Origin of the sequence: Halohasta litorea, assembly GCF_024494645.1 — an archaeon.
Lineage (GTDB): Archaea > Halobacteriota > Halobacteria > Halobacteriales > Haloferacaceae > Halohasta > Halohasta litorea.
Map to the genome: position 1 here is coordinate 146720 of NZ_JANHDJ010000001.1, position 23134 is coordinate 169853.

Annotated in this window: 28 protein-coding genes; 13 read left to right on the forward strand and 15 right to left on the reverse strand. The window is 65.1% G+C overall.

From position 1 onward, the window contains the following. Positions 1-26 precede the first annotated feature (26 nt). The gene (locus tag NO877_RS00755; RefSeq protein WP_256394382.1) at positions 27-1280 is read left to right on the forward strand and encodes a Glu/Leu/Phe/Val family dehydrogenase; all 1254 of its coding nucleotides are present in this window, start codon (positions 27-29) and stop codon (positions 1278-1280) included. 17 nt (positions 1281-1297) lie between these two features. Here the strand turns inward: NO877_RS00755 and NO877_RS00760 are convergent, their stop codons facing one another. Further along, on the reverse strand, positions 1298-1675 hold the full coding sequence (locus NO877_RS00760; RefSeq protein WP_256394383.1) for a TlpA family protein disulfide reductase: 378 nt from the start codon (positions 1673-1675) through the stop codon (positions 1298-1300). Positions 1676-1784: 109 nt separating this feature from the next. Here NO877_RS00760 and NO877_RS00765 point away from each other — a divergent pair, with 109 nt between their 5' ends. Then, entirely contained in the window at positions 1785-2696 is a 912-nt protein-coding gene (locus NO877_RS00765; protein ID WP_256394384.1) for a PLP-dependent cysteine synthase family protein, read from the forward strand. Between the two features lie 47 nt (positions 2697-2743). Further along, a complete protein-coding gene (locus NO877_RS00770; RefSeq protein ID WP_256394385.1) occupies positions 2744-3664 on the forward strand; it encodes a PhzF family phenazine biosynthesis protein in 921 nt (306 codons plus the stop codon). Positions 3665-3698: 34 nt separating this feature from the next. Here the strand turns inward: NO877_RS00770 and NO877_RS00775 are convergent, their stop codons facing one another. Both NO877_RS00775 and htpX read right to left on the reverse strand, forming a co-directional pair. After that, positions 3699-4100, reverse strand: coding sequence for an SHOCT domain-containing protein (locus NO877_RS00775; protein ID WP_256394386.1), 402 nt, complete (start codon positions 4098-4100; stop codon positions 3699-3701). A gap of 46 nt (positions 4101-4146) precedes the next feature. After that, on the reverse strand, positions 4147-5019 hold the full coding sequence (gene htpX, locus NO877_RS00780; protein ID WP_256394387.1) for a zinc metalloprotease HtpX: 873 nt from the start codon (positions 5017-5019) through the stop codon (positions 4147-4149). A 122-nt stretch (positions 5020-5141) separates the two neighbouring features. Here htpX and NO877_RS00785 point away from each other — a divergent pair, with 122 nt between their 5' ends. Both NO877_RS00785 and NO877_RS00790 read left to right on the forward strand, forming a co-directional pair. Further along, complete coding sequence (locus NO877_RS00785; protein ID WP_256394388.1) at positions 5142-5768, forward strand: phosphoribosyltransferase; 627 nt, start codon at positions 5142-5144, stop codon at positions 5766-5768. 70 nt (positions 5769-5838) lie between these two features. Further along, the gene (locus NO877_RS00790) at positions 5839-6951 is read left to right on the forward strand and encodes a 60S ribosomal export protein NMD3 (RefSeq protein WP_256394389.1); all 1113 of its coding nucleotides are present in this window, start codon (positions 5839-5841) and stop codon (positions 6949-6951) included. A gap of 278 nt (positions 6952-7229) precedes the next feature. Here NO877_RS00790 and NO877_RS00795 read toward each other — a convergent pair whose 3' ends face one another. The 6 genes from NO877_RS00795 to NO877_RS00820 all read right to left on the reverse strand — a co-directional run bounded on the left by NO877_RS00795 (position 7230) and on the right by NO877_RS00820 (position 11468). After that, positions 7230-8090, reverse strand: coding sequence for a transcription initiation factor IIB (locus tag NO877_RS00795; protein ID WP_256394390.1), 861 nt, complete (start codon positions 8088-8090; stop codon positions 7230-7232). 152 nt (positions 8091-8242) lie between these two features. Continuing rightward, positions 8243-8662 carry an HIT family protein gene (locus NO877_RS00800; RefSeq protein WP_256394391.1) on the reverse strand — a complete coding sequence of 140 codons (420 nt, stop codon included), beginning with the start codon at positions 8660-8662 and terminating at the stop codon, positions 8243-8245. 61 nt (positions 8663-8723) lie between these two features. Beyond that, positions 8724-9368 carry a uracil-DNA glycosylase gene (locus NO877_RS00805; protein WP_256394392.1) on the reverse strand — a complete coding sequence of 215 codons (645 nt, stop codon included), beginning with the start codon at positions 9366-9368 and terminating at the stop codon, positions 8724-8726. Positions 9369-9404: 36 nt separating this feature from the next. Further along, a complete protein-coding gene (locus NO877_RS00810; RefSeq protein ID WP_256394393.1) occupies positions 9405-9635 on the reverse strand; it encodes a DUF7860 family protein in 231 nt (76 codons plus the stop codon). A gap of 51 nt (positions 9636-9686) precedes the next feature. Continuing rightward, on the reverse strand, positions 9687-10547 hold the full coding sequence (gene prs / locus NO877_RS00815) for a ribose-phosphate diphosphokinase (protein WP_256394394.1): 861 nt from the start codon (positions 10545-10547) through the stop codon (positions 9687-9689). Between the two features lie 51 nt (positions 10548-10598). Then, positions 10599-11468, reverse strand: a complete 870-nt coding sequence (locus tag NO877_RS00820) for an HVO_0234 family beta-propeller protein (protein WP_256394395.1) — start codon at positions 11466-11468, stop codon at positions 10599-10601. Positions 11469-11559: 91 nt separating this feature from the next. Between NO877_RS00820 and NO877_RS00825 the strand changes: the two genes are divergently transcribed. Further along, on the forward strand, positions 11560-12744 hold the full coding sequence (locus tag NO877_RS00825) for an inorganic phosphate transporter (protein ID WP_256394396.1): 1185 nt from the start codon (positions 11560-11562) through the stop codon (positions 12742-12744). Between the two features lie 147 nt (positions 12745-12891). Here the strand turns inward: NO877_RS00825 and NO877_RS00830 are convergent, their stop codons facing one another. Then, positions 12892-13887, reverse strand: coding sequence for a radical SAM protein (locus NO877_RS00830; RefSeq protein WP_256394397.1), 996 nt, complete (start codon positions 13885-13887; stop codon positions 12892-12894). Positions 13888-14032: 145 nt separating this feature from the next. On the opposite strand from NO877_RS00830, the gene NO877_RS00835 reads away from it, so the two are divergent. After that, positions 14033-15151, forward strand: a complete 1119-nt coding sequence (locus NO877_RS00835) for a DUF373 family protein (RefSeq protein WP_256394398.1) — start codon at positions 14033-14035, stop codon at positions 15149-15151. Between the two features lie 7 nt (positions 15152-15158). On the opposite strand, the gene NO877_RS00840 is transcribed toward NO877_RS00835, so the two are convergent. The 4 genes from NO877_RS00840 to NO877_RS00855 form a co-directional block, all read right to left on the reverse strand. After that, complete coding sequence (locus NO877_RS00840) at positions 15159-15749, reverse strand: DJ-1/PfpI family protein (protein WP_256394399.1); 591 nt, start codon at positions 15747-15749, stop codon at positions 15159-15161. 67 nt (positions 15750-15816) lie between these two features. Further along, complete coding sequence (locus NO877_RS00845; protein WP_256394400.1) at positions 15817-16005, reverse strand: multidrug transporter; 189 nt, start codon at positions 16003-16005, stop codon at positions 15817-15819. 51 nt (positions 16006-16056) lie between these two features. Next, positions 16057-16578: an orotate phosphoribosyltransferase gene (gene pyrE, locus NO877_RS00850; protein ID WP_256394401.1), complete on the reverse strand. Its 522-nt coding sequence runs from the start codon at positions 16576-16578 to the stop codon at positions 16057-16059. A 52-nt stretch (positions 16579-16630) separates the two neighbouring features. Further along, positions 16631-17629, reverse strand: a complete 999-nt coding sequence (locus tag NO877_RS00855) for a methyltransferase domain-containing protein (protein WP_256395162.1) — start codon at positions 17627-17629, stop codon at positions 16631-16633. Between the two features lie 158 nt (positions 17630-17787). On the opposite strand from NO877_RS00855, the gene NO877_RS00860 reads away from it, so the two are divergent. The 4 genes from NO877_RS00860 to NO877_RS00875 all read left to right on the forward strand — a co-directional run bounded on the left by NO877_RS00860 (position 17788) and on the right by NO877_RS00875 (position 20187). Next, a complete protein-coding gene (locus NO877_RS00860) occupies positions 17788-18105 on the forward strand; it encodes a DUF5658 family protein (protein ID WP_256394402.1) in 318 nt (105 codons plus the stop codon). A 59-nt stretch (positions 18106-18164) separates the two neighbouring features. Continuing rightward, positions 18165-18725 carry a TATA-box-binding protein gene (locus NO877_RS00865; protein WP_256394403.1) on the forward strand — a complete coding sequence of 187 codons (561 nt, stop codon included), beginning with the start codon at positions 18165-18167 and terminating at the stop codon, positions 18723-18725. 46 nt (positions 18726-18771) lie between these two features. Beyond that, complete coding sequence (locus NO877_RS00870; RefSeq protein WP_256394404.1) at positions 18772-19149, forward strand: DUF7473 family protein; 378 nt, start codon at positions 18772-18774, stop codon at positions 19147-19149. 63 nt (positions 19150-19212) lie between these two features. Next, positions 19213-20187 carry a CPBP family intramembrane glutamic endopeptidase gene (locus NO877_RS00875; protein ID WP_256394405.1) on the forward strand — a complete coding sequence of 325 codons (975 nt, stop codon included), beginning with the start codon at positions 19213-19215 and terminating at the stop codon, positions 20185-20187. 7 nt (positions 20188-20194) lie between these two features. On the opposite strand, the gene hisG is transcribed toward NO877_RS00875, so the two are convergent. After that, positions 20195-21040: an ATP phosphoribosyltransferase gene (hisG, locus tag NO877_RS00880; RefSeq protein WP_256394406.1), complete on the reverse strand. Its 846-nt coding sequence runs from the start codon at positions 21038-21040 to the stop codon at positions 20195-20197. An 82-nt stretch (positions 21041-21122) separates the two neighbouring features. Between hisG and NO877_RS00885 the strand changes: the two genes are divergently transcribed. Both NO877_RS00885 and NO877_RS00890 read left to right on the forward strand, forming a co-directional pair. Further along, positions 21123-21803: a M48 family metalloprotease gene (locus tag NO877_RS00885; protein ID WP_256394407.1), complete on the forward strand. Its 681-nt coding sequence runs from the start codon at positions 21123-21125 to the stop codon at positions 21801-21803. Between the two features lie 32 nt (positions 21804-21835). After that, positions 21836-23125, forward strand: a complete 1290-nt coding sequence (locus NO877_RS00890) for an amidohydrolase (RefSeq protein WP_256394408.1) — start codon at positions 21836-21838, stop codon at positions 23123-23125. Positions 23126-23134: the final 9 nt, after the last annotated feature.

Below are 23134 nucleotides of genomic sequence, written 5' to 3' on the forward strand. Positions count from 1 at the left end.
AAAAATCATCCGGAGAACCCATAGGTATGGCTGACCAAGCCAATCCGTTCGAAAGTCTCCAGGAACAACTCGATGTCGCCGGCGAGTACGTCGACGTCCAGTCGGACGTACTCGAACGGCTGAAACACCCCGAGCGCGTCCTCGAAACCACGCTCTCGGTCGAACTCGATGACGGATCGATCGAACTGTTCGATGCCTACCGCTCGCAGTTCAACGGTGACCGCGGGCCGTATAAAGGCGGGATTCGCTATCACCCCGGAGTCACCCGTGACGAGGTGAAGGCACTCTCCGGCTGGATGGCCTACAAGTGCGCCATCGTCGACATTCCCTACGGCGGCGGCAAGGGCGGAATCGTCGTCGACCCCAAACAGTACAGCGAAGACGAACTCGAACGCCTCACACGCTCGTTTGCGGCCGAGCTTCGCCCGCTGATCGGCGAGGACAAAGACATCCCCGCACCGGATGTCAACACCGGCCAGCGAGAGATGAACTGGATCAAAGACACCTACGAGACCCTCGAAAACACGACCTCTCCGGGCGTCATCACGGGGAAAGCCCTCGACTCCGGCGGCTCGGAGGGCCGCGTCGAGGCGACCGGTCGCTCGACGATGCTGACCGCTCGGGAGACCTTCGAGTGGCTCGGCCGTGATCTCTCGGATGCGACCGTCGCCGTCCAGGGCTACGGCAACGCGGGCTCGATCGCCGCCCGCCTCATCGACGAGCAGGGCGGGACGATCGTCGCGGTCTCGGACTCCAGCGGCGGGATCTACGACCCCGACGGACTGGACGCCGAGGCGGTCGCCGACACGAAAGCCGAGACCGGCAGCGTCGTTGATCACGACGTCGCCGAGGACATCACCAACGACGAGCTGCTGACGCTCGATGTCGATCTTCTGGTCCCGGCGGCGCTCGAAAACGCCATCGACGAGTCGCTGGCCCACGACGTGAGCGCCGACGTGATCGCCGAGGCCGCAAACGGCCCGATCACGCCAGCTGCCGACGAAATTCTCACCGACAAGGACGTCTACGTCGTCCCCGACATCCTCGCCAACGCGGGCGGCGTCACCGTCTCGTACTTCGAGTGGGTTCAGAACCGCCAGCGGTTCTCCTGGACCGAACAGCGCGTCAACGAGGAGCTCGAACGCGTGATCACAAGCGCCTTCGACGACCTCGTCGAGACCTACGACTCGAAGGGAACCCCGAACCTCCGGACGGCGGCCTACGTCGTCGCTATCGAGCGCGTCGTCGACGCCTACCTGCAGGGCGGCAACTGGCCGTAGGGACTTCCTAACTGCCGCTACTCGGTAGGGGCCTGCAGCTCTTTGCCGAGATAGACCGCGATCGGCACGTCTTCGGATTCGACGAACCGGGCGACTTCATTACCCTCGTGTTCGACGACAACGGTCGGAATGTATTCGATCCCGTACTCCTCGACGCCGGGGCCGGTTTTCGAGCCATCGTCTTCCTTTTCCACCGGGTAGTGTTCGACGTTCGCCGGGTCGACGCCCGCCGCATCGAGTGCGGCCCCGAAATCCGGCAGCTGCTCCTGGCAGTCGATACACCAGTCGCCACCCCAGACGTGGAAGGTGTAGTCGTCGGCCCCGAGCGCGGCGATCGACTCCTCGAACCCGGCTGGCTCCCACTCCGTACTCGGCTGCATCGTCTGTAGTTCCATACCTCTTTTTCGCCAGCGAGGGCTAAAACCTCCCCGGCTCGAAGAGTAGTCGGTTGGTAACTACGGGTGTCCGTTAGGCGTTTAGGCCCCGGTCTAGTAGGAGACGGTAATGGACGACAGCATTCTCGACACGATCGGTTCGCCGCTGGTCGAAGTCGACGCGCCCCAGGGTGCGACGATCGCAGCCAAACTCGAATCGCGGAATCCGGGCGGCTCGGCCAAAGACCGACCTGCGCTGTGGATGATCGAAACCGCCGAAGACGAGGGTGAGCTGTCGCCCGGCGACACGATCGTCGAGCCGACCAGCGGCAACACCGGCATTGGAATCGCCATGGTCGGGGCGGCCAAAGGCTACGACGTCCGGATCGTGATGCCCGCCTCGAAATCCCCCGAGCGCCGCTCGATCATGCGGGCCTATGGTGCGGAGCTCGAACTCGTCGAGGGCGACATCTCCGATGCGAAAGACCGGGCCGACGAGATCGAAGCCGCGGGTGATGCCGTCCAACTCCGCCAGTTCGAGAACAGCGCCAATCCCCAATCGCATTACGAGACGACCGGCCCGGAGATCCTCGATCAGATCGGCGACCGGACGGTCGATGCTCTCGTTGCGGGCGTCGGCACCGGCGGGACGATCACGGGGATCGGGCGGCGGCTGGTCGAGGAGTTCTCCGAGATCGAGATCATCGCGGTCGAACCCGACGATTCGGCCGTTATCTCGGGCGAAGAGCCCACCGGCGACAGTTTTCAGGGAATGGGTCCTGGATTCATCAGTCCGAACCTGGAGACCGATCTCCTCGACGGCGTCGAAATCGTCTCGGCCGACGCCGCCGAGGCCGAGTGTCGGCGGCTCGCCCGCGAGGAGGGAATCTTCGTCGGCCAGTCCAGCGGCGCGTCGAACCTCGCGGCCAAACGCGTCGCCGAGCGACTCGTCGAGTCGGGAGCCGACGAGCCGCTGGTGATCACGGTCTTCTGGGACAGCGGCGAGCGCTACGTCTCGACCGGGATGTTCGAGGCCGAGTAGCCGTTGGGCGCGGAATCCTTTTTATCCGGTAGTTGTTCTGTCGGCCCATGCAGACTCGTTCGATGGCCCTCGTCGACGCCTTCACGACCGACCCGCTTTCGGGCAACGCCGCCGGTGTGGTCCCCGACGCCGACGACCTCTCCGACGCCCAGTGTCGGGCGATCGCCCGCGAACTCGCGGTGAGCGAAACCGCCTTTCTCTCGGCTTCGACCGACGCCGACCGACAGGTCCGGTATTTCACCCCGACCCAAGAGATCGACCTCTGTGGTCACGCCACGGTTGCAGCCCACGCCTTCCTCCACGATGAGGGGGAACTCGGCGACGGTAGCCACAGCCTAGAAACCGCCGTCGGCGTGTTAGATATCGAGATCGACAAAGACGGAACGGTCTGGATGACACAGGAAACGCCGACCGTCGAACAACAGGAGATCGACTACGACCGGCTGGCCGGGGCACTGGGCTGTGAGGTCTCGACCCTCCAGGACGTGGGCGCGGATATCCCGGTCGCTCGTGCATCGACCGGCCTCCCGGTGCTCGTCGTGCCGATCAATTTCCTCGAATCGCTCGGCGGCCTCCAGCCGGATCTCGGCGCGATCGAAGCGCTCTCCGAGGAGTTCGACGTGGCGGGCATCTACGTCTTCACGTTCGATACCCTCTCGGCCGATTCGACCGCCCACGGTCGGTTTTTCGCCCCCGCAGTCGGCGTCGACGAAGACCCCGTCACCGGCACCGCCAGCGGGGCCTGTGCGGCCTACTTCCATACGGCCGGGAGTGCCGCCTTCGACGACCTCGACGACGAACTCGTCTTCGAACAGGGCGATTTCCTCGACCGGGCCGGGCGCGTCCGAACACGGGTCGACCATGCGAACGGATCGTGGCGTGTTCGGGTGGGTGGGCAGGCAGTACGAACGGTCGACGGAACCATTACTGTCCCCGAAGACGAGGCCGACGATATCATCGAAGCCTGAGCACCGGTATAAATATCTGGCAGTAGCCGGGTCGCTACGTCCGTTCTGTCTCGACTTCGCGGCTCGCCCGGCGAGTGTGGTCCGTCTCTGCTCGGTCGATCCCGTCTTCGGTCTCGACGATCTTATCGAGGCGGTGTTCGAACTCCTCGTCTGTAAGTTCGCCACGGACATATCGCCCTTCGAGCTCCGTGACCGGGTCGACGGTGTCGCTCTCTTTGGTTTCCCTGTCGTCGCCGCGGAGCTGCTGAACGCCGAACCCGCTCATAAACAGCAGCACGAAAAAGGCAAAAAAGCCGAGGACGGCGCTGGATTCGGCGAGGATGAAGACGGGTACGAGCAGCACCGACAGCACTGTGAGGCCGACGCCACCGGCCGCGAGAATTAGGAGTGCGCCGCCGAACGGATGGTCCTGGAGCCACGAGAGCCAGCGGTCCATAGCGGACTATCCACGTGACAACGCAAAGACGTTTCGCTCGCTGAAATCAGGCCAGTTCCTGCTCGCGTTCGAGTTCGCGGAGTTTCTCGATCCGCTTTTCGGTCGGCGGGTGGGTGGAGGCGATCTTGCCGATAAAGCCCGAGCGGATCGGGATGATGAAGAACGCGTTCATCTCGGCCTGCTCGCGGAGGTCGTCCTGTGGTACCTTGTCCATCCGGCCGCTGATCGACATCAGCGCCGAGGCCAGCGCCGAGGGGTTGCCGGTGATCGAGGCCGCACCCCGATCGGCCGAATACTCGCGGTAGCGGCTGAGCGCCCGAATGAGGAAGAACGAAATCACCCAGACGACCAGCGAGACGAGGATGGCGACGTAGACCGGGGCCTGATTCCGGCCGTTGCCGCCGAAGAGCCAGCCCCATCGGACGACAATAAAGGCGAGCGTCGACAGGAACGAGGCGATCGTCATCACCATCACGTCGCGGTTCTTAATGTGGGCGAGTTCGTGGGCGAGCACACCCTCCAGTTCCTCCTGATTGAGGGTACCCATCAGCCCCTGCGTGACCGCGACCGTGGCGTTCTGCTGGTTTCGTCCCGTGGCAAACGCGTTCGGCACCCGGGAGTCGGAGATGGCGATCTGTGGTTTCGGCAGATCGGCCTGCTGGGAGAGCCGCTCGACGGTGCGGTGGAGCTCCGGCTCCTCGCTTTCATCGACCACTCGCGCACCCATGCTGTAGAGGGCCATCTTGTCGCTGAAAAAGTACTGGGCGAACGAGAACGCACCCATCACTACAACGATTGTCAAGATCCCTGCGTTAGTGAACGTAACGAGAGCCCCTATAAACACGAAATAGAGGGCAACCAGCAGGAACATCGTCAGTCCCATCCGACCGCGCAGTCCCCAATCGGTCGACCATTTCATACCTACTCGTAGCCGTTCGATCCGTTAAACGTTACCGGAGCCGACTGGGCCCTCTGTCGGCTGACGGCGTGGTCCGGAGCTATTTGCGCCTCCGGGCCGAACTCTCCATGAGAGGTGTTTCCATGCCATTCACCGACCGAACCGAGGGTGGCGAACAGCTAGCCAACCGACTGATCGAGGCGGGCGTCGACGCCGATCTCGTCTGTGCGATCCCCCGCGGCGGGCTCCCGATCGGCCGGGCGGTTGCCGACCGACTCGGGGTTCCGCTCGACGTCGTGGTCGCGACCAAACTCGGCGCGCCCTCGAACCCCGAACTCGCTATCGGCGCGGTGGCTGGCGACGGCAGCTACTGGCTCAACGACGATCTCGTGAGCCAACTGCGCGTCGACGACGAGTACATCCAACAGGAACGCGAACGCGAGGCCAAGGCCGCCCGCCAGAAGGTCTCCGACTACCGCGGCGGTGAGCCCTTGCCCGATGTGGCGGGCAAACGCGTGGTGTTGGTCGACGACGGGATCGCGACCGGAGCGACCGCGATCGCCTGCTTGCGGCAGCTCCAGGCCACCGACGCCGCGGAAGTCGTCCTCGCGGTCCCGGTTGCCCCGGCCTCGGCGCGCGCTGACCTCCGTGATGAGGCCGACCGCGTGGTGGTCGTCGAGGAACCCCGTCCGTTCCAGGCGGTCGGCCGCCACTACCGCGATTTCGGTCAGGTGACCGACGAGGCGGCGATCGAGCTCCTCGAACAGTGAGCGTGACACGGATTCACAGATCGGACTCGGTGTCGCGGCGCTTAACCGATCGACGGCCATAGGAGGGCCTATGAGCGAGTCACGCGAGTTCTGTCCCCGGTGTGGCGACCCGGTCGCCGAGCGGGCCGAACCCCGCCCCGGCGAGCCGCGAAGCGGGGATTCGGTGCTCTGCGACGGTTGTTATTTCGAGGATTTCGATCTCATCGACGCCCCCGACCGCGTGCAGGTCACCGTCTGCGGGCGGTGTGGCGCGGTCCACCGCGGCAACCGTTGGGTCGACCTCGGGGCGGTCGACTACACCGATGTCGCCGTCGACGCCGTCAGCAAGGCGCTGTCGGTCCACATCAACGCCGAGGACATCGAGTGGGGCGTCGAGCCCGAACAGGTCGACGAGACGACGATCCGGATGCACTGTTCGTTTTCCGGCGTCGTCCGCGGCACCCCGATTAGCGAGCAGCTAACCGTCCCGGTCCGGATCTCCAAGGAGGTCTGCGACCGGTGTGGCCGGATCGCCGGCGGCTACTTCGCGAGCATTCTCCAGATCCGTGCCGAGGATCGCCCCGTGCGGTCCGAGGAGGCCAATGAGGCCATCGAGATGGTCGAATCCTACGTCGCCAACAGGGAGCAGGACGGGGACCGCGAGGCGTTTATTACCTCGGTCGACCGGAGCAACGAGGCCGGGCCGAACGTGAAGCTCTCGACGAACAAACTCGGCCAGGCTGTCGCCAACCGCATCACCGATCGGTTCGGCGGCACGGTACACGACTATCCGACGCTCGTTACCGAGGACGGCGACGGCAACGAAGTGTACAGAGTCACCTTCGTCGCCCGGCTCCCGAAGTACACCTCCGGCGACGTGATCGATCCCGAAGACGGCGATGGCCCCGTGCTCGTCACGAGTGCCCACGACCGTCTCAAGGGCACGCGGCTCCGTTCGGGGGAGCGCTACGAGGCCAGCAACGAGGACGGAACCACCCCGGACGTCACGAAGATCGGCCGCACCGACGACGCGGTCGACACCACGGTCGTTACCGTCGAGGACGAACACGCCGTCCAGGTTCTCGATCCCGAGACCTACGAAGCCAAAACGGTCCGTCGGCCCGACTACTTCGAGCCAGACGACACCGTCCCCGTGCTCAAACACGGCACGACCGTCTATATTCTGCCGGAAGAGACTCTATAAGCGACCTTTTCCGTCCGTAATGGACGGCCATACTGTCGCTGACGTAAACTGGTTCGTGATTGCAGATGAGTATCGCGTGTGTACTTTTTAGGTAGGTGGCAACAGTCGTAGGTGGGAGTGTTCCGGACCACCGGTCTGTCGGTGGTTCGAGCCAGCTCCCGGTGTGGCCCCCGAGACGTGCCGAGGCGGCTGCTGCGTCGTGGGGTGGGTCCGTAACACGGCTTGAGACGCGGCCCGCTCGGTGGTGTCTCGTCGACCGTGCTGTCATCTCGCGCCCCTCAGGGGCCGAGTTCCTGATAGGTCGTTCGAAGCGTAACCGGTGTCACGGATGCGACCGACGCGGCCTCACTCTGTGTGAGGTCGGCGTCGTTTTCTTTCGCTGCCGTATACAGACAGGCTGCCGCGACCCCGCTTGGATTCCGACCGTTGAGAATCCCCTCGCGCTCGGTCCGATCAGCCAGTTCGTGGGCGCGGCGTTCGACCGCCGTCGACAGTTCGAGTTGGTCGGCATACCGGGGGAGGTACTCCCGCGGATGGGTCGGTGCCACCGGGAGGCCGAGCTCGCGGTTCAGGGCGTCGTAGGCGGCCTGAAACTCCTCGCGGCTGCTGTGGGAGGCTTCGGTGATCTCGTCGATCGTCCGCGAGAGCGACTCCATCCGACAGACCGCATACAGACAGGCGGCAACGAAGCCCTCGATCGATCGGCCGCGAAGTAGGCCTTCCCGCTGGGCGGACCGAAACAGCCTGCAGGCGTGATCCCGTACCTGCGTGGGTAGCGACTTGTTGCTGACGACGTGTTTGATTCGTGTGAAGGCGTGGACCTGATTTCTGGTTCGCTTGTCGCCCAGCCGGGCGCGGTTGTGTTGGCGGCGGAGCCGGACGAACTGTCGGCGCTTGGCTGCACTCAGCTCGGCGGTGTGGCCGATCTCCGTCGACAGTCCACGGTCGTGGCGCGCGTCGGTCAACGGCGAGCCGGTCCGCTTGGGGTTCGTCTCGTCGTCGGCGAACGACCGCCACTCGGGACCACGGTCCAGCCGGTCGCTGTCGACGACGAGGCCACAGTCTTCACACAGCTGTTCGTCGGCATCGGTATAGATGGCACTGCCGCAGTCGGGGCAGCGTGCAGTCGTGGAGGGCATCGCAACGCATAGTTGTTATTCAGTGATAAGTATAACAGTTGTATAATTAACAAATATTCGAGGTTGTCTGGATTTTTTATATGATGAATTGATAAAAGGTCTGCCGGTTCGCTGCTTCGGGGTCAGGTTACAAAAGCAGCCGTGACCCGCCGTTAGGCGTCGATTGCGGCGGCGATCTCGTCGAGTTCGTCCTCGGTGAGGTCGGGCGAATCGATCGCGATGGCGTGGATCGGGCCGCTGTCGTCGCCCTCGAATCGGGGGATGATGTGGATGTGGACGTGTGGTACCTCCTGACCGGCCGCCTCGCCGTTGTTGATGCCGATGGTTGAGGCGTCGGCGTCGACCGCTTCCTCGATGACGGGTGTGAGTTCGTGGACGGTCTCGAAGAGGTCCGCCGAGAGGTCGGCGGGGAGATCCTGGAGGTGCTCGTAGGGTTCCTTCGGAACGACGAGCGTGTGGCCCCGCGCAAGCGGATGGGCGTCGAGGAACGCCAGCGTCGTCTCGGTTTCGTGGACGATTCGGGCCGGAATCTCCCCGTCTCTGATCTGCTCGAAGATCGTTTTGGATGCCATACAGCCCCGTATACTCGCACTCATAAAGAACGTTGGTGGCTGACAGCTCACTGCGCGCTGTTCATGGGAGATGGCTGGCGATCTGTTCGCGGTACGACGCCGCGTCGTACCCGAGCCGCGAGCGCCACACTTCCTCGTAGGACGGATGGAGGATCGGCAGCGCGGTGACGCCGAGGGTCGGACAGTCGATCGGCTCGCCGACCAACTCCAGGAACCCCTCGACCGTACGATCCTCGAAGGCCAGTACCGAGATGGTGGCGTGCTTACCGGTCGGAACCACCACCCGCGGCTCGACCCGGTCGATCTCTTCCCGAAGGTACGGTCGACAGTTCTCGCGTTCGGTTGGCGTCGGCTCGCGATTCGATCCGTCGTCACCTTCGGGAAAACAGTTGACGGCGTTGGTGTAGTAGACATCCCCGGCGTAGCCGAGGTCGGCCATCAGTCGGCGGATGCGTCGGCCCGAGTGCCGCGAGGTGTAGGCACAGCCGGTGTGGTTGCCGCCCTGCCAGATTTCGGCGTCGGGATCGCCCGCTCCCGGGGCTTCACCGACGACCAGCAGTGTCGCGTCCAATGGGCCATTGCCCCACGAGATACAGTTCCGGGACTCGACTAACGCCGGACAGCGACTACAGCCAGCGCTCAGGACGTGGCTGTCGGTCGGGTGAGAAAGCGCCTCGCTTCGGTCGGTCGATTGGTCGTCAGTCATATATTTGTGCCGTCCTCGCGGGACCGATCGACCACGCTACTCGGTCAGCGGGAGTGCGATGCCGAAGACGAACACGGCGATCATCGCGATCACGATCCCGCCGAACTCCATCGTGGTAAACAGCGTGTTCAGCGCGCCGGTGAGATCGCCGTACAGTAGGTGGCCCGTCTCTTCGCCGAGAAAGCCCAGCACGACCAGCAGGCCGCCACCGAGCACGCCGTTTTTGACCGTCTTCGAGTAGTCCAGGTCTCCGTATCGTCCTGCCATACCTCCCGTTCTGCCGTGGATAATAAAAGGGGTTCCGGCTCCGCCGCCCAGCTACTCCCCGAGCCGCGCGGCAATCGCCGGAGCCACGCTTACGTCGCTGACCGCGCCTTCGAGGCTGTCGGTGCCGATAACGCGTTCGACCCCCGCGGCGGCGAGTTTGGTCCGGGCGGCCTCGGCCAACACCGGATGGACACACACCGCGTAGATCCGGCCCGCCCCGCGGCGGTCGAGCACCTCGATGGCCCCGCTCATCGTCCCGCCGGTGGCGATGATATCGTCGACCACCACCACGTCACGGCCCTCGACGGGCGCGTCGCTCGGCGTGAGTTCGATCTCGCCGGTCTCGTAGTCGCGGTCCTTCTCGAAGTAATCGACTGCCCCCTCGCCGTAGGCGTCCCGCGTCGTCGTCGCCAGCTCGATGGCTCCCTCGTCGGGTGCAACAAAGAGTGGATCGTCGAGCCCCTCCAGCGGCTCGGCCAGTCGGGCGGCGGCGTCGATCGGCTCTGTCGGCACGGTAAAGAAGTCGGCGACGGCTGGCTCGTGTGGCTCCACGAGGAACACACGGTCGGTACCGGTACTGATCGCGCGGGCGGTCGCACGCACCGAGATCGGTTGGCCCTGTTTGAACGCCTTATCCTGGCGTGCGTAGCCGAGATACGGAATAACTGTCGTGATGTCGGTCGCTCCGGCCTCCCGGACCGAATCCTGGAGCTGGAGCAGTTCGATGTGGGCGTCGTTGGTCGCCGTCGAGGCGACGACGATTGCCTCCTCGTCGTCGAATTCGGGAACCGCAGCGAGGGTTTCGCCGTCGGCGAATCGGTCGTAGGTCGGGACGGTCAGCGAGCCGACGCCCTCGTCGGCGAGGGCGGCCGCCAGCGCCTGGGATGTCGAGGCAGGGACGATCGTGGTCATACTCCCCCGTTTCCCGTCCCACCTAAACCCGGTTTCGGTGTGCGGCCGCGACTACTCGCCGGATGCTCCCGGTCCAATAGCCAGCCCACGGACCCCATTGACACCGAGCAATTGGTGTCGCCACCCGTCGCCCGCGTCGACTGCGAGTGTGCCGTTTTCGGTGACTGCGGCGACGATCCCGCTGCCGTAGGCGATATCGACCGCCGGCGAGCCGACCGGCAGTTCGTCGTCAGTCCATCCCTCCAGGACCGAGTTGTCCCCTCCACGCTGCCGACGGAGCCCCACAGACCCGATCGCGTGGGCGTGGCCGTGGCCGTCGCTGGCGACGCGGTCGAAGACCCCCTTTGCAATGCGCTGCCAGCCGTTGCCGAGGGCGAACAGCCCGTCGGCGGTCGCCGCCAGCGGTGTCCCGTGGCCCGCGACATCTCGCACCGCCGAGAGGCCGACGTGCTCCAGCCCGTCGTCGGCAAGTCGGTAGACGCCGTCGCTGGCCGCGAGCAGTCCGCCGTCGATGGCTCGGACGCCTCCGGTCTCGCCCAGGCGGTGCCAGGTGCTGCCCGCTTTCGACCACTCGAAGACGGTCCCAGCGGTGTCGGCGGCGACCGGCCCGCCCGGCCCCCAGCCGACGGCCACCGCCTGCTCAAACGGCGCGTCGTCGAGCGACGAAAACGCACGCGACTGGGCTCTCCCTGATTCCTCGTCGGTATCGGGTTCGCTATGGAGCACGTCGCCGTCGGTGCCGAGCAGGACGCCGCGGTCGTCGGCCGCCACCGTCTTGACTCCCTCGCGGTGGGCGAGGCCGAACTCGCCGATCTGGTCGGCCGATACCGAGACCTCGACGAGGCCGGTTTCGCTGGCGACGAACAGCGCGGTCGTCCCGAACTTGCTGCCGAAAACCCGTTTTTCGGTGAGCGTCTGCATACAGGGACTCGGCGGCCCAACTGCAAAAACATCGCCGGTCCCCGCGAGATATCCGACGACTTAACAGCCGTCGCCAGAAAGTTACCGTACTGTGACTGAGGTACTGTTGATTATCGGGGTGGTCGTAGCGATTTTCGTCGGATACAACATCGGCGGGTCGACGACGGGGCCCGCCTTCGGCCCCGCAGTCGGTGCCGGGGCGCTCTCGAAGACGCTCGCGGCCGGACTGATGACCGTCTTCTTCTTCATCGGCGGGTGGACCATCGGTCGCCGCGTCGTCGATACTCTCGGTACCGAACTGGTGACTGACCCGGGAATATTTACCCTGCCCGCCAGCATCACGGTGCTGTTTTTCATCGGGCTCGCGCTGTTCGTCGGGAACGTCTTCGGCGTTCCCGCCTCAACCTCGATGACCGCGGTCGGCGCGATCGCCGGCCTCGGACTCGCCAGCGGTTCGCTTGATTGGGCTGTCATGGGGGAAATCGTCTCCTGGTGGCTCGTCGCCCCCGTGATCGGCTTTTGGATCTCGGCAGTAATCGGTCGCTACTTTTATGCAACGCTCAACGAGCGGATCGCGCTCGCCCAAAGCGAAGGGAAGCTTCTGACCGTCGATCGATCGGGGCTCATCCCGGCGATCAGCCTTGGGCCGAACACGACCACACGGGAGTTGTTCGGCACCGGCGTCGTCATCGGCATCGGCTGTATCATGGCCTTCAGCTCCGGGACGAGCAACGTCGCCAACGCGATCGCACCGCTGGTCGGCAGCGGCTCCCTGGAGATGAACACCGGGATCATCATCGCCTGTGTCGCCGTCGGGATCGGTGCGTTCACCATCGCTCGCCGGACGCTCGATACCCTCGGCAGCGATATCACCCAACTGCCGTTGACTGCCGCCATCGTCGTCGCCACCGTCAGCGCCATCCTCGTCGTCGGCCTTTCGGCGATCGGTATTCCCGCGAGTTTCGTCGTCATCGCCACGATGTCGATCATCGGCCTCGGTTGGGGCCGGGCGACCCGAACGATGCGCGTTTCCCGTGAATCGATCTCGGAGAAAGCTGGCGAAACCCGAATGTCGGTCGGCTCCCTTGCGGCCGACACTGAGGGCGAATCCCTCCCGCCGATCGGCGAGGAGGAGCCCGAAGATATCCCGAGCGCCTCGGACCTGTTCAACCCCGGCACGACCGCCCGCGTGGTGCTGATGCAGAACGTCGTCCCGCTGATCTCGACTGTCGGTGCCTACCTCGTCTTCCGGTTCGTCCCCGTCTTTGGCTTCTAAACGACGTTTTTCTACTCCGTCGCTCGCTTGCGCTCGCTCCGTCGGAAAAACGTCGATTAAAACGTTCCTCGCTCCCTGCGGTCGCTCGTCACGACTCACTAGCTGGTGACTACCCGCACCGCTACCGCACAGCAGTATAAAAGCGCGTTACGCCAGCGGCGTCCGTTCGACGACCGTCCCGTCGACGGTCGGATACTGCTCGACGATCTCGCCTTCGGTTACGTCGCCCTCGTCGACCATCTCTTCGAGGAGCCACCACGCCAGTTCGACGTGGTCGGGCTTGACGGTGTAGAACTCCTCGGGAACGCCGAGTTCTTCGAGTCGAGCCTCCGACTCCCAGGCCTTGCCGTAGACTAAGGTGCCGTCGTCGGTGATCTCGTCGAACTCCCGGCGGATCACGCGGGCCATCCGCTTGAGGCGGTTGCGGTGTTGGGCGGCGTCCTTGAACACGCTGGTACAGAAGTAGACGCGCTCGTGGTCGCCCATCGTCTCCAGGATGGCCTCCTTGGAGCCATCGACTGCGGACATATGGCCCTCCTGGAGCTCGTAGCCTTCCTCCTTCATCCGGCGGAAGTTGCCGTCGCTCATCTCGAACTCGTTAATATTGCAGAACTCGGCTGCGCCCTCGTCGAGGAACTCTAGGAACTCCTCCTCGGCGCGAATGCCGGGGATCTCGAAGGCGGGCGTGAGCCCCTCCTCGCGGGCAATATAAAGGATCTCTTCCCACTCGGTGCCGTGGAGGTCGCCCCACTGCTCGTAGGGCGGGTGGAACCGGATCTCGTCGAGTCCGGCCTCCGAGAGTCGACGCATGTTCTCCCGGCCGCCGGTAATCCCTGTGTAGAGGTGGGTGTGGTGGTCCTCGCCGAACTCCTCTTTCAGCAGGCTGAGGTAGCGACAGGTCTTTTCCATCGCCTCCTGCGGTTCGCCGCCGGTGATCGAGGTGCCCAGCGCGTCCATCCGGTGGGCCTCCTCAATGATGTCGGCGTCGTCTTCGACCTTCCGCTCGTTGGCGTAGACGTCGGTGACGTTCTTCCGGTTTTCTCCCAGCGGGCAGTAGAAACAGTCCCGCTGGTCGCAGTAGCCGTAGACGAAAAGCACCATCTTCCCGCCTTTGGCGCACTGTTCGCAGCCTTTGGAGATCATCAGTTACCAATGATACCGCCTGCGGCCACAAAAAGCGTCCGAAACGGCCACTCTCCGTGGGACTCGGTGTCGACCGCCCCCGTGCCTCGTCTCCACCGCTGGCCCCAGAAAAGTCTTAACAGCGTGCTCACCTATTCCTACACGAATGCTGCTCGTCCTCTGTGTCGACCTCGACGACGACGTTGGCCGGAAGACCGGTCTCTCGACGCCGGTCGTCGGGAGCGAGGCGGTCCGCGAGGCGGCGGTCGCGCTGGCGACGGTCGACCCCGAAGACTCCGATGTCAACGTCATGTTCCAGGGGCTCTCGACCTACGAGTCGCTCCGTGAGGAGGGCGGGGAGGAGGTCGAAGTCGCGGTCGTCACCGGGGTTGAGGGCAACGACGTGCGGGCCAACCGGACGGTCGGCGAGGAGATCGACACTACCCTCGCTGGTCTCCGGACCGGCGAGGAGGTCCGAGCGATCATCATCACCGACGGCGCACAGGACGAGTCCGTGGTGCCAGTGATCCGCTCGCGGATGCCCATCGACGGCGTCCGCCGGGTCGTCGTCCGGCAGGCCCAGAACCTCGAATCGATGTACTACACGATCAAGCAGGTGCTGGCCGACCCCGAAACGCGCGGGACGATCCTGGTTCCGCTCGGTATCCTGCTGCTCATCTACCCGCTGGTTGTCATCGCGGGAATCTTCGATGTCGCCGGGGCGGTCGTCCTCGGGCTCATTTCGGCGCTCGTCGGCCTCTACTCGCTGTTTCGCGGGCTCGGCCTCGAAGACTCCATCGACAGCTCCGTCGACCGCGTACGCAACGGGCTGTACGCCGGTCGGGTCACGCTGATCACCTACATCGTCGCCCTCGCGTTGATTATCGTCGGCGGCGTCCAGGGCGTCTCGATGATCGACACCGTCGAGTCGACCACACCGCCACCAATGGAGATCGCCACCGCCGCCGCGGCGTTCGTCCACGGTGCGGTCCAGTGGTTCGCCGCCGCCGGTATCACCAGCAGCCTCGGCCAAGTCACCGACGAGTATCTCGCCGGGCGGTTCCGCTGGCGCTACCTCAACGCTCCCTTCTACGTGGTCGCTATCGGGATCGTCCTCTACGGGCTCTCCGGCTTTTTCTTGCCAAGCGTCGAGGGGATCGTCACGCTCTCGCTGCCGGATCTCGCGCTCGCGCTGACTATCGGGACGCTGCTGGGCGTCCTCAGCACGCTCACCTTCGCCATCGCCGAGTCACGCTACCCCTCACGGCCCGAGGCCGTCTCGTAGCCGGTGCCTAATCGTCGGCTGCTGCGGGTTCGGTGTGGTTGATCTCGTCGCCCAACAGCTCCAGGAACGCCGCGAGCCACTCGGGATGGTCGGGCCACGCCTGACCGGTGACGAGGTTCCGGTCCCGGACGACGCCGTCGACCCACGAACAGCCCGCGGCCTCACACTCGGCGCGAACCGCGGGGTAGGCCGTCATCTCGTAGCCGTCCAACACGCCCGCGGCGGCCAGAATCTGGGGGCCGTGGCACAGCGAGGCCACCGGCTTGTCGCTCTCGAAGAAGTGCTGGACCGCCTCGATGACGGCGTCGTAGGTCCGGAGGTATTCGGGTGCGCGGCCGCCGGGCACACAGAGGGCATCGTACTCGCTGGGGTCGATCTCTGCCATCGTCGCGTTCAACTCGAAGTCGTGGCCCCGCGTTTCCATGTAAGTCTGGTCGCCCCGGAAGTCGTGGATCGCGGTTTTGACCGTCTCGCCGGACTCCTTGTCGGGACAGACCGCATCAACGCTATGGCCGACCATTTCGAGGGCCTGATACGGGACCATGATCTCGTAGTCTTCGCCGAAATCGCCGACGATCATGAGGATGTCTTTGCTCATAGGGACCACTGCACTGTACTCTGTTTATAATGATAAATACGGTGTCAGAATCGGTGACTGTCGCCAGTCAGGACAGCGCTCGGTTGGCGGCAATCGCGACGGCGATCCCGGCGACGGCAGCGCCGATAACTGTCGGGACGAGCTGTCCCGACCCCCATTCCCAGCCGAGGAACTGCGTCCCCACGATGGCGACAAGCGCAACGAGCACGCCGACGGCGGTACGCAGGGATGACTGACGACTGTTCCTGGAGACCATGTGTCTCAATACGAACACAGCCGCAAAAAAGGGTATCCCCGCGGTTCGGGACTACCGGTCGGCCAGCAGCTCGCTGGCAGTCACCAGCGCGTCGAGTTCGAGGTCGTGTTCGGCGAGTCGTTCGGTCGCGCCCTCCTCGCGGTCGACGACCACCAGGATGCGGTTGACTGTCGCGCCCGCCTCCCGCAGCGCCTCGGCGGCATCGATCGCGGAGTTGCCGGTGGTGGCGATGTCTTCGAGCACGACGACCTCCTCGCCCTCGTCCAATCGCCCCTCGATCCGGTTGGCCGTCCCGTACTCCTTGGCCTTCTTCCGGGCGATGACGTAGGGGCGGTCGGTCTCGGTCGCGGTGACCGCCACCAGCGGGACCGCCCCGAGGGCGACGCCCGCGAGTTTCGGCTCGTCGATCTTTGCGGCGAAGGCCTCGGCGATCAGCTCCAGACAGTGGGGGTCGGTCTCGAAGAGGTATTTGTCGACGTAGTAGTCGCTGGTGCCGCCATGAGAGAGTTCGAACTCGCCGTACTGGACCGCATCGGCATCGCGGAGCGCCGCGATGAGTTCCTGATTCGTCATTGTGGGCCGTCGGCAGGCCGTCGGCTTAAACCGGGCGGATCTCGGTTCGGCATTACTCCGCCGACAGCACGTGGACGTGCCGGACGAGCGTGCCGTGGACCCGCCGCTCGAACCGTTGGTCGACCGTCCACCCCGCCTCCCGCGCCTCCGCTTCCCACGACCGATCCGCAACCACGACCGCCCGGTCGGCGATCCGCCGGGCCTCCGCGAGTGCGCCCCCCACGAGGTCGGCGAGTTCGTGGCGGGCGATCTTCGACTGGCGGCCATAGGGGGCGTCGAAGACGACCGCGTCGGCCGACTCGTCGACGACCGGGAGGGCAGTCGCATCGCCGTGGATGATCTCGAAATCGGCCTCCTCCAGGAGCGCCGTTAAGTTCTCTCTACTGCCGCGAGTCATCTTCCATTGGGCGTCGACGCCCACAACCTGGGAGCCGACCAGCGCCGCCTCCAACAGCAGGCCGCCGGTCCCACACATCGGGTCGACGACTCTCGTGTCGGGTCCAGCGCCCGCGATGTTCACCAGCGCGCGGGCGTCGAGGGGGGCCATGCTTCCCGGCTGGAAGAAGGGTCGGTCGGTCGGCCGTCGGTCGCCGAAATCGCGCTTGCTTTCGGCAGCCAGCCAGCCCAGCAGACAGGCCTCTCGCTTTTCGCCGTCGACCTCGCCGCTCGAAAACAGGACGCGGAGTTCGTGGTCGGGGTCGTCGAGATCGACCGTAAACCCGCGGTCGACGAGGACCGAGCCCAGCCGTTGTTCGGCCTCCTGGGTGCTACATCCGGCTTGACTCCGCACGTCCCGTGCGCGGACCGCGACCGAGCCGGTACGGTCGATACCCGCGGCATCGAGTGCGAGTACAGCGGCCTCGATGTCGGGGTCGGTTCTGGCGATCAGCTCGCTGGCGGCGTGAGTGTAGGCCAAATTCCGAACCCGGTCGGCGTCGATGCCACGGGCGGTCGCCACCCCGGGAGCGACGATTTCGACCGCCGAGGCCCCCGCGGCGGCCTCGCAGGCCGCGAAGGCGTCCTCGTCTCCGGCCAGCTCCAGACAGTACACGTCCACACACAGTTCGATGTCGGCTATCAGCGTGTCGGTCCGCGACGGGAAGTAATCGACCGGTGAGGTTGGCGTCGGCTGGTGTGTGCCGGGAGTAGTCGGCGGTTGTGGTCGGGTAATCAGGCTGTACTGATAACCCGGGGTCCCCAACGGCGTGTATGGATGTCTCGACGGTGGAACTCCAGTGGTGGATTCTCGCTGTCCTCCTCTATGGGGTCGGCGACTACGTAACCACCGTGCTGGCGGTCCGTCGAGCCGACGTGATCGAGGCCAACCCCGCGGTCGTCGCCCTGCTGTCGGATCAGCCGGGGCCGGTCGGCTTCGGCCTGCTCAAAGGCGGGGCGCTTGTGGTCTGTTTTCTCGGCTTTTTGGCGATCTCCGAGAGCCCGATCGCCATCGGCGTCCCGGTCGGGATCGCCCTGCTCGGCGGGCTCGTGACGCTCTCGAATGCGGCGATGATCGTCCGAACGGACTGACCGACCACTTTCCCTATTGACTTACTTTTATACACAATACCAACGATAGCCGACATAGAATGCACGATCCCAAAACGACGATCTCCATCGAGAACGTGGTGGCCTCGACGGGGATCGGCCAGGAACTCGATCTCCAGAGCGTGGCGATGGACCTCGAAGGCGCCGACTACGACCCCGAACAGTTTCCAGGACTAGTCTACCGAACCCAGTCGCCGAAATCCGCGGCGCTGATCTTCCGGTCGGGAAAGATCGTCTGTACCGGCGCGAACTCGACCGAGGCGGTCCACGAGAGCCTCGCCATCGTCTTCGAGAAGCTTCGAGACCTCCAGATCCCGATCGCCGAGGACCCCGAGATTACCGTCCAGAACATCGTCACGAGCGCCGATCTGGGGACCGATCTCAACCTCAACGCGATCGCGATCGGGCTGGGCCTCGAAAACATCGAGTACGAGCCCGAACAGTTCCCCGGCCTCGTCTACCGCCTCGACGATCCCGATGTCGTTGCCCTGCTTTTCGGCTCCGGCAAGCTCGTCATCACCGGCGGCAAAGAGCCCAGCGACGCCGAGGCCGCCGTCGATGTCATCACCGACCGGCTCGACGACCTCGGCCTGCTGGCCTGATCTCGAAAACCGACAGATTCGACACCCTGTAGCCGGTAGCTCCGGTATGGTGGCCAGTTACGCTCTCTTCCAAACGTCGCCGGGGCCGATCGCGGTCATCGGTACTGTCGGACTGTTGGGGCTGTTTCTCTCCCTGACGGCCCATCTCGCCGCCCGCAACGTCCTCGGCGATGTCTCGCCCGCCAAGGCACTCGGTGTGGGATTCGGCCCCGCGGCCGTCTCGCTTGTGACACAACTGTCGCCGGTTCCCGGCGGGGTCGGCGTCCTCGTCGCACTGGCCGTCGATGGGTTGGTCATCCAGCTGCTCTACGACCAGCCCCGCCGTACGACGGTGCGGATAACCGCCGTTCACGCGATCGTTTCGGTGCTGCTCGGGACCGTCCTGATCGGCGGGCTGATTCTCGCCGCCAGCATTCCGGGGTGATCCGGTCCGAACAAGCCCTGTTCCAACCGTGGGTTACAGGAGGCTGTGGGTGGATACCCTGCTATGCGCCGACTCCAGTGGGCTCTCTGGAACGGATCGGAGCGCCGACTCCGGACCCCGTGGCGGCTCCTCCTCGGTACAGTCCTCTTTTTGTTGGTATCGATCGCGACCCTGTTGTCGCTACAGCTGTTGCGCGAAATCGCGGGTATCAGCCTGCTTGCCGGGTTCGGACCGGCCACCCGCCCGCTGGTGTTGAACGCCATCGGCGGGCTCGTCGTCCTCGGTACACTCCTGGCGGTCGCGTGGTTGCTCGACCGCCGATATCTCACGGATTTCGGCCTCGGCATCGACCGCGAGTGGTGGGTCGACTGTGGGTTCGGCCTCGCACTCGGCGGCGGCGTGATGACCGCGATGGTCGTCGTTGGCATCGCTGGCGGGTTGCTCGCCGTCGAATCGGTTGGCCTCTCGGGCACGCTCCCGCAGTTGGCCGGGTTGGTCGCCGTCTTTCTGCTCGTGGGGGTCTACGAGGAGCTGCTCGTTCGGGGGTATCTGTTGACGAACTTCGCCGAGGGGTTCCGGTGGTTCGACCGGCTTTCGCCCCGCGCCGCCGCCCTCTCTGCCACGCTGCTGTCGTCGCTCGTTTTCGGCGGCCTCCACGCGACCAACCCGAACGCGACGCTGCTGAGTACGGCCGTCATCTCGGCGGCGGGGGTCATGCTCGCGCTTGGCTATCTGTACACTGGGGAGCTGGCGATCCCGATCGGGGTCCATATCACGTGGAACGCCTTTCAGGGACTCGTCTACGGCCTGCCGGTCAGCGGTGCCGAACTGCCGGTCTCGTTGGTCGAGACGACGAGCCGGGGCCCGCAAATCGTCTCCGGCGGTGCGTTCGGGCCCGAAGCGGGGCTGTTGGGGCTGGCTGGTGTGGGCGTCTCCGCGCTCGGAATCGTAATGTACTGTCGCTCCCGGTACGGTACGCTGGCTATCGATTCCGATATCACAACGCCGGATCTCCGGGACATAACGCCGACTGAGTAGGTGGTGGCTACTCGACGAGTCGCTCGATCTCGGTGACTAAAATCCCGGTGGCACCTTCGGCTTTGAGATCGTTGATTACCTCGAATACCTGTTGTTGATCGACGACGGCGTGAACGGCCACGTCCTCGCTCCCGGCGACGTTCATCACCGTCGGCCCGCCGAGGCCGGGGATGACATCCTGGACGGCCGCGAGGTTCTCCTCGGCGACGTTCATCATGAGGTAGCGTTTGTCGTTGGCCGCCAGTACCGACTCTAAGGCCGTCACGAGCTGTTGGACCTTCTCGTTGCCCGCCGTCTCCTCGCGGGCGAACAGCCGGACCGAACTCGAAAGCACCTCGTCGATCACGCCGAGTCGGTTGACCGCCAGCGTCGTCCCCGTCGAGGTGATGTCGACGATCGCGTCGGCCATCTCGACGTGCGGGGTGAGTTCGGTCGCGCCCGTGACTTCGATGATTTCTGTGTCGATGTTCTGGGCCCGGAAGTACTGCTCGGTGATGGTCGGGAACTCGGTGGCGACCTTCTTGCCGTCGAGCTGCTGGGGGTCGGTGATATCGCCGTCTTCGGGCGCAGCCAACACGAGTCGGCACCGGCCGTATTCGAGATCCAAGAGCTCCGAGAGCTCCGAGTCGGATTCGTGGACCTGATCGAGGCCGGTGATCCCGACCTCCGCGGCGCCGTCGTCGACGTACTCGGGGATATCGGCGGCGCGTGCGAAGAGAATGCTCACCTCGGGGTCGACCGTCTCGGCGTACAGTTTGCGGTCGGCTCCGTTCTCGATGTGGAGGCCCGCCCGTTCGAGAAGCTTCACCGTCGGCTCGTGTAGTCGGCCCTTGTTAGGAACGGCAATGCGCATACCCTCCCTCTCTGTCGAGGGGGCAACTGTCTTTCCCTCCTGGAGCGCAACCGATTTGACGGCCTCGCGGACAACACATGGTATGTCCGGCCTCTCGTTTCCGTTCGTCGTGCCGCTCCAGGTGTCGGTCGACCCCATCTCCTTCGTTGTGGTCGCCGTGGTCGTCTTCGGCCTCGGGGCGATCATCGCACCGATGATTGCGCTGTCGCTCCGGGAGACCCGGGAGCCGACACCCGACGAGCGCGACCGGCTCGCCCAGTTAGGAGCCGACGACGCTCCTGACCGGGTCCACGTCGTCGAGGGCGACGCCGACCGGATCGAGGTGTCGCTCCGCGGCCCGCCCGGTAGGCGATCCCTACTCCTGTCGACGGCCGTCCTGGCCGAGCTTGACGAGACGACTGCCGAGTCACTCCTCGCTGCCGAACTCGCTCGTGGCCGATATCTATATCTCGAGTACCGCGCGCTGGCTGCCGCGAGCGTGATCGGCATTGCCACTGGGATGTTCGGCGGGCTCCTCGACTTTTCCGACGGCCTCTTTTTGATCGCGGTCGCCGCCCTCGGGCTGTTTTGGGTCGGCCGACGGCTCCAGTTCGCCGCCGACAGTGCGGCCACCCGAGAGGTCGGCAGCGAGACGCTCGCGGCGGCCTTCGAGACGGCCGCCGCCCGCCGGGGTATCGAACCCGAGTCCGCGAGTTGGCGGACGTGGTTCGAAGTCCAGCCGCCGCTGGGCCAGCGGATCGCCCGGCTCCGGGACCGATCCTGATTTCTTAAGGGACCGCCGCCCCAACCGCCGGTATGGACGACGTATATGCGATCGAGGGCGGCCACGTGCTTACGCCCGACTTCGAGGTTCGCGAAGCCGACGTGCTGGTCGACCGCGAGGCAGGCGAGGTTATCGAGGTCGGCGACGTGTCGGCCGACGAAACGCTGGACGCAACCGACTCGCTTGTGATGCCCGGGCTGGTCAACGCCCACACCCACGTCGCGATGACGCTGCTCCGGGGCCACGCCGACGACAAACCCTTGGATTCCTGGCTCCAGGAGGACATCTGGCCGGTCGAGGCCGAACTCACCCCCGAGGACATCCGCGTGGGGACGGAACTCGGCCTCGTCGAGTTCATCAAAAACGGGATTACCGGCTTCGCCGACAGCTACTTCGAAGTCCCCGAAATCGCCGCCGCCACCGAGGCCTCGGGCCTCAGGGCCAACCTCTGTCACGCCTTCATCACCATCGGCAAGGACGACGCGGCTGCTCGCGCCGACGCCCAAGAGGGACTGGATATCGCCCGCGAGTTCGACGGGGCGGCCGACGGCCGGATCACGACCGCGCTGATGCCCCACTCGCTGACGACCGCCGAAACCGAGTATCTGGAGGAGTTCGTCCCGCAGGCCCGCGAGGCCGGGGTGCCGCTGCATTTCCACGCCAACGAGACCCAAAACGAGGTCGACCCCATCGTCGACGCCCACGGCGTCCGCCCGCTCGAATACGCCGACGAGCTGGGGATGCTCACCGACGATGACTTCCTGGCCCACTGTGTCCACGTCGACGACCGCGAGATCGACCGGCTGGCGGAGACGGGCGCGAGCGTGATCCACTGTCCGGCCTCGAACATGAAATTGGCGAGTGGGATCGCGCCGATCCAGGAGATGCTGGATGCGGGTGTCAACGTCGGCCTCGGCACCGACGGCGCGGCCTCGAACAACGATCTCGATCTGTTCGACGAGATCCGCGATGCGGCGATGATCGGCAAACTGGCCCGTGGCGACGCCCGCGACGTGGCCGCCGAGGACGCTGTGCGGATGGCGATCGAGGGTAGCGCCGAGGCGATCGGCCTGCCGGTCGGCCGAATCGAGGCCGGTGGCACGGCCGACATCGCGGTGGTCGACTTCGACGCACCGCACCTTACTCCGGTCCACGACTACGTGAGTCACCTCGCCTACGCGGTGCGCGGCTCCGACGTGCGGCACACGATCTGTGACGGCGAGGTGCTGATGGCGGACCGTGAGATCCGGACGCTCGACGAGGAAGCCGTGAAACGGCGGGCCTCGGAAGCGGCTGCCGCGCTGGTCGAACGCGCTGAGTAACGCTTTGTA

Bases quoted from the DNA above. Each gene is read 5' to 3' on its own strand.
- NO877_RS00755 (WP_256394382.1), top strand. From the start codon at position 27: ATGGCTGACCAAGCCAATCCGTTCGAAAGTCTCCAGGAACAACTCGAT.
- NO877_RS00760 (WP_256394383.1), bottom strand. From the start codon at position 1,675: ATGGAACTACAGACGATGCAGCCGAGTACGGAGTGGGAGCCAGCCGGG.
- NO877_RS00765 (WP_256394384.1), top strand. From the start codon at position 1,785: ATGGACGACAGCATTCTCGACACGATCGGTTCGCCGCTGGTCGAAGTC.
- NO877_RS00770 (WP_256394385.1), top strand. From the start codon at position 2,744: ATGCAGACTCGTTCGATGGCCCTCGTCGACGCCTTCACGACCGACCCG.
- NO877_RS00775 (WP_256394386.1), bottom strand. From the start codon at position 4,100: ATGGACCGCTGGCTCTCGTGGCTCCAGGACCATCCGTTCGGCGGCGCA.
- htpX (WP_256394387.1), bottom strand. From the start codon at position 5,019: ATGAAATGGTCGACCGATTGGGGACTGCGCGGTCGGATGGGACTGACG.
- NO877_RS00785 (WP_256394388.1), top strand. From the start codon at position 5,142: ATGCCATTCACCGACCGAACCGAGGGTGGCGAACAGCTAGCCAACCGA.
- NO877_RS00790 (WP_256394389.1), top strand. From the start codon at position 5,839: ATGAGCGAGTCACGCGAGTTCTGTCCCCGGTGTGGCGACCCGGTCGCC.
- NO877_RS00795 (WP_256394390.1), bottom strand. From the start codon at position 8,090: ATGCCCTCCACGACTGCACGCTGCCCCGACTGCGGCAGTGCCATCTAT.
- NO877_RS00800 (WP_256394391.1), bottom strand. From the start codon at position 8,662: ATGGCATCCAAAACGATCTTCGAGCAGATCAGAGACGGGGAGATTCCG.
- NO877_RS00805 (WP_256394392.1), bottom strand. From the start codon at position 9,368: ATGACTGACGACCAATCGACCGACCGAAGCGAGGCGCTTTCTCACCCG.
- NO877_RS00810 (WP_256394393.1), bottom strand. From the start codon at position 9,635: ATGGCAGGACGATACGGAGACCTGGACTACTCGAAGACGGTCAAAAAC.
- prs (WP_256394394.1), bottom strand. From the start codon at position 10,547: ATGACCACGATCGTCCCTGCCTCGACATCCCAGGCGCTGGCGGCCGCC.
- NO877_RS00820 (WP_256394395.1), bottom strand. From the start codon at position 11,468: ATGCAGACGCTCACCGAAAAACGGGTTTTCGGCAGCAAGTTCGGGACG.
- NO877_RS00830 (WP_256394397.1), bottom strand. From the start codon at position 13,887: ATGATCTCCAAAGGCTGCGAACAGTGCGCCAAAGGCGGGAAGATGGTG.
- NO877_RS00835 (WP_256394398.1), top strand. From the start codon at position 14,033: ATGCTGCTCGTCCTCTGTGTCGACCTCGACGACGACGTTGGCCGGAAG.
- NO877_RS00840 (WP_256394399.1), bottom strand. From the start codon at position 15,749: ATGAGCAAAGACATCCTCATGATCGTCGGCGATTTCGGCGAAGACTAC.
- NO877_RS00845 (WP_256394400.1), bottom strand. From the start codon at position 16,005: ATGGTCTCCAGGAACAGTCGTCAGTCATCCCTGCGTACCGCCGTCGGC.
- pyrE (WP_256394401.1), bottom strand. From the start codon at position 16,578: ATGACGAATCAGGAACTCATCGCGGCGCTCCGCGATGCCGATGCGGTC.
- NO877_RS00860 (WP_256394402.1), top strand. From the start codon at position 17,788: ATGGATGTCTCGACGGTGGAACTCCAGTGGTGGATTCTCGCTGTCCTC.
- NO877_RS00865 (WP_256394403.1), top strand. From the start codon at position 18,165: ATGCACGATCCCAAAACGACGATCTCCATCGAGAACGTGGTGGCCTCG.
- NO877_RS00870 (WP_256394404.1), top strand. From the start codon at position 18,772: ATGGTGGCCAGTTACGCTCTCTTCCAAACGTCGCCGGGGCCGATCGCG.
- NO877_RS00875 (WP_256394405.1), top strand. From the start codon at position 19,213: ATGCGCCGACTCCAGTGGGCTCTCTGGAACGGATCGGAGCGCCGACTC.
- hisG (WP_256394406.1), bottom strand. From the start codon at position 21,040: ATGCGCATTGCCGTTCCTAACAAGGGCCGACTACACGAGCCGACGGTG.
- NO877_RS00885 (WP_256394407.1), top strand. From the start codon at position 21,123: ATGTCCGGCCTCTCGTTTCCGTTCGTCGTGCCGCTCCAGGTGTCGGTC.
- NO877_RS00890 (WP_256394408.1), top strand. From the start codon at position 21,836: ATGGACGACGTATATGCGATCGAGGGCGGCCACGTGCTTACGCCCGAC.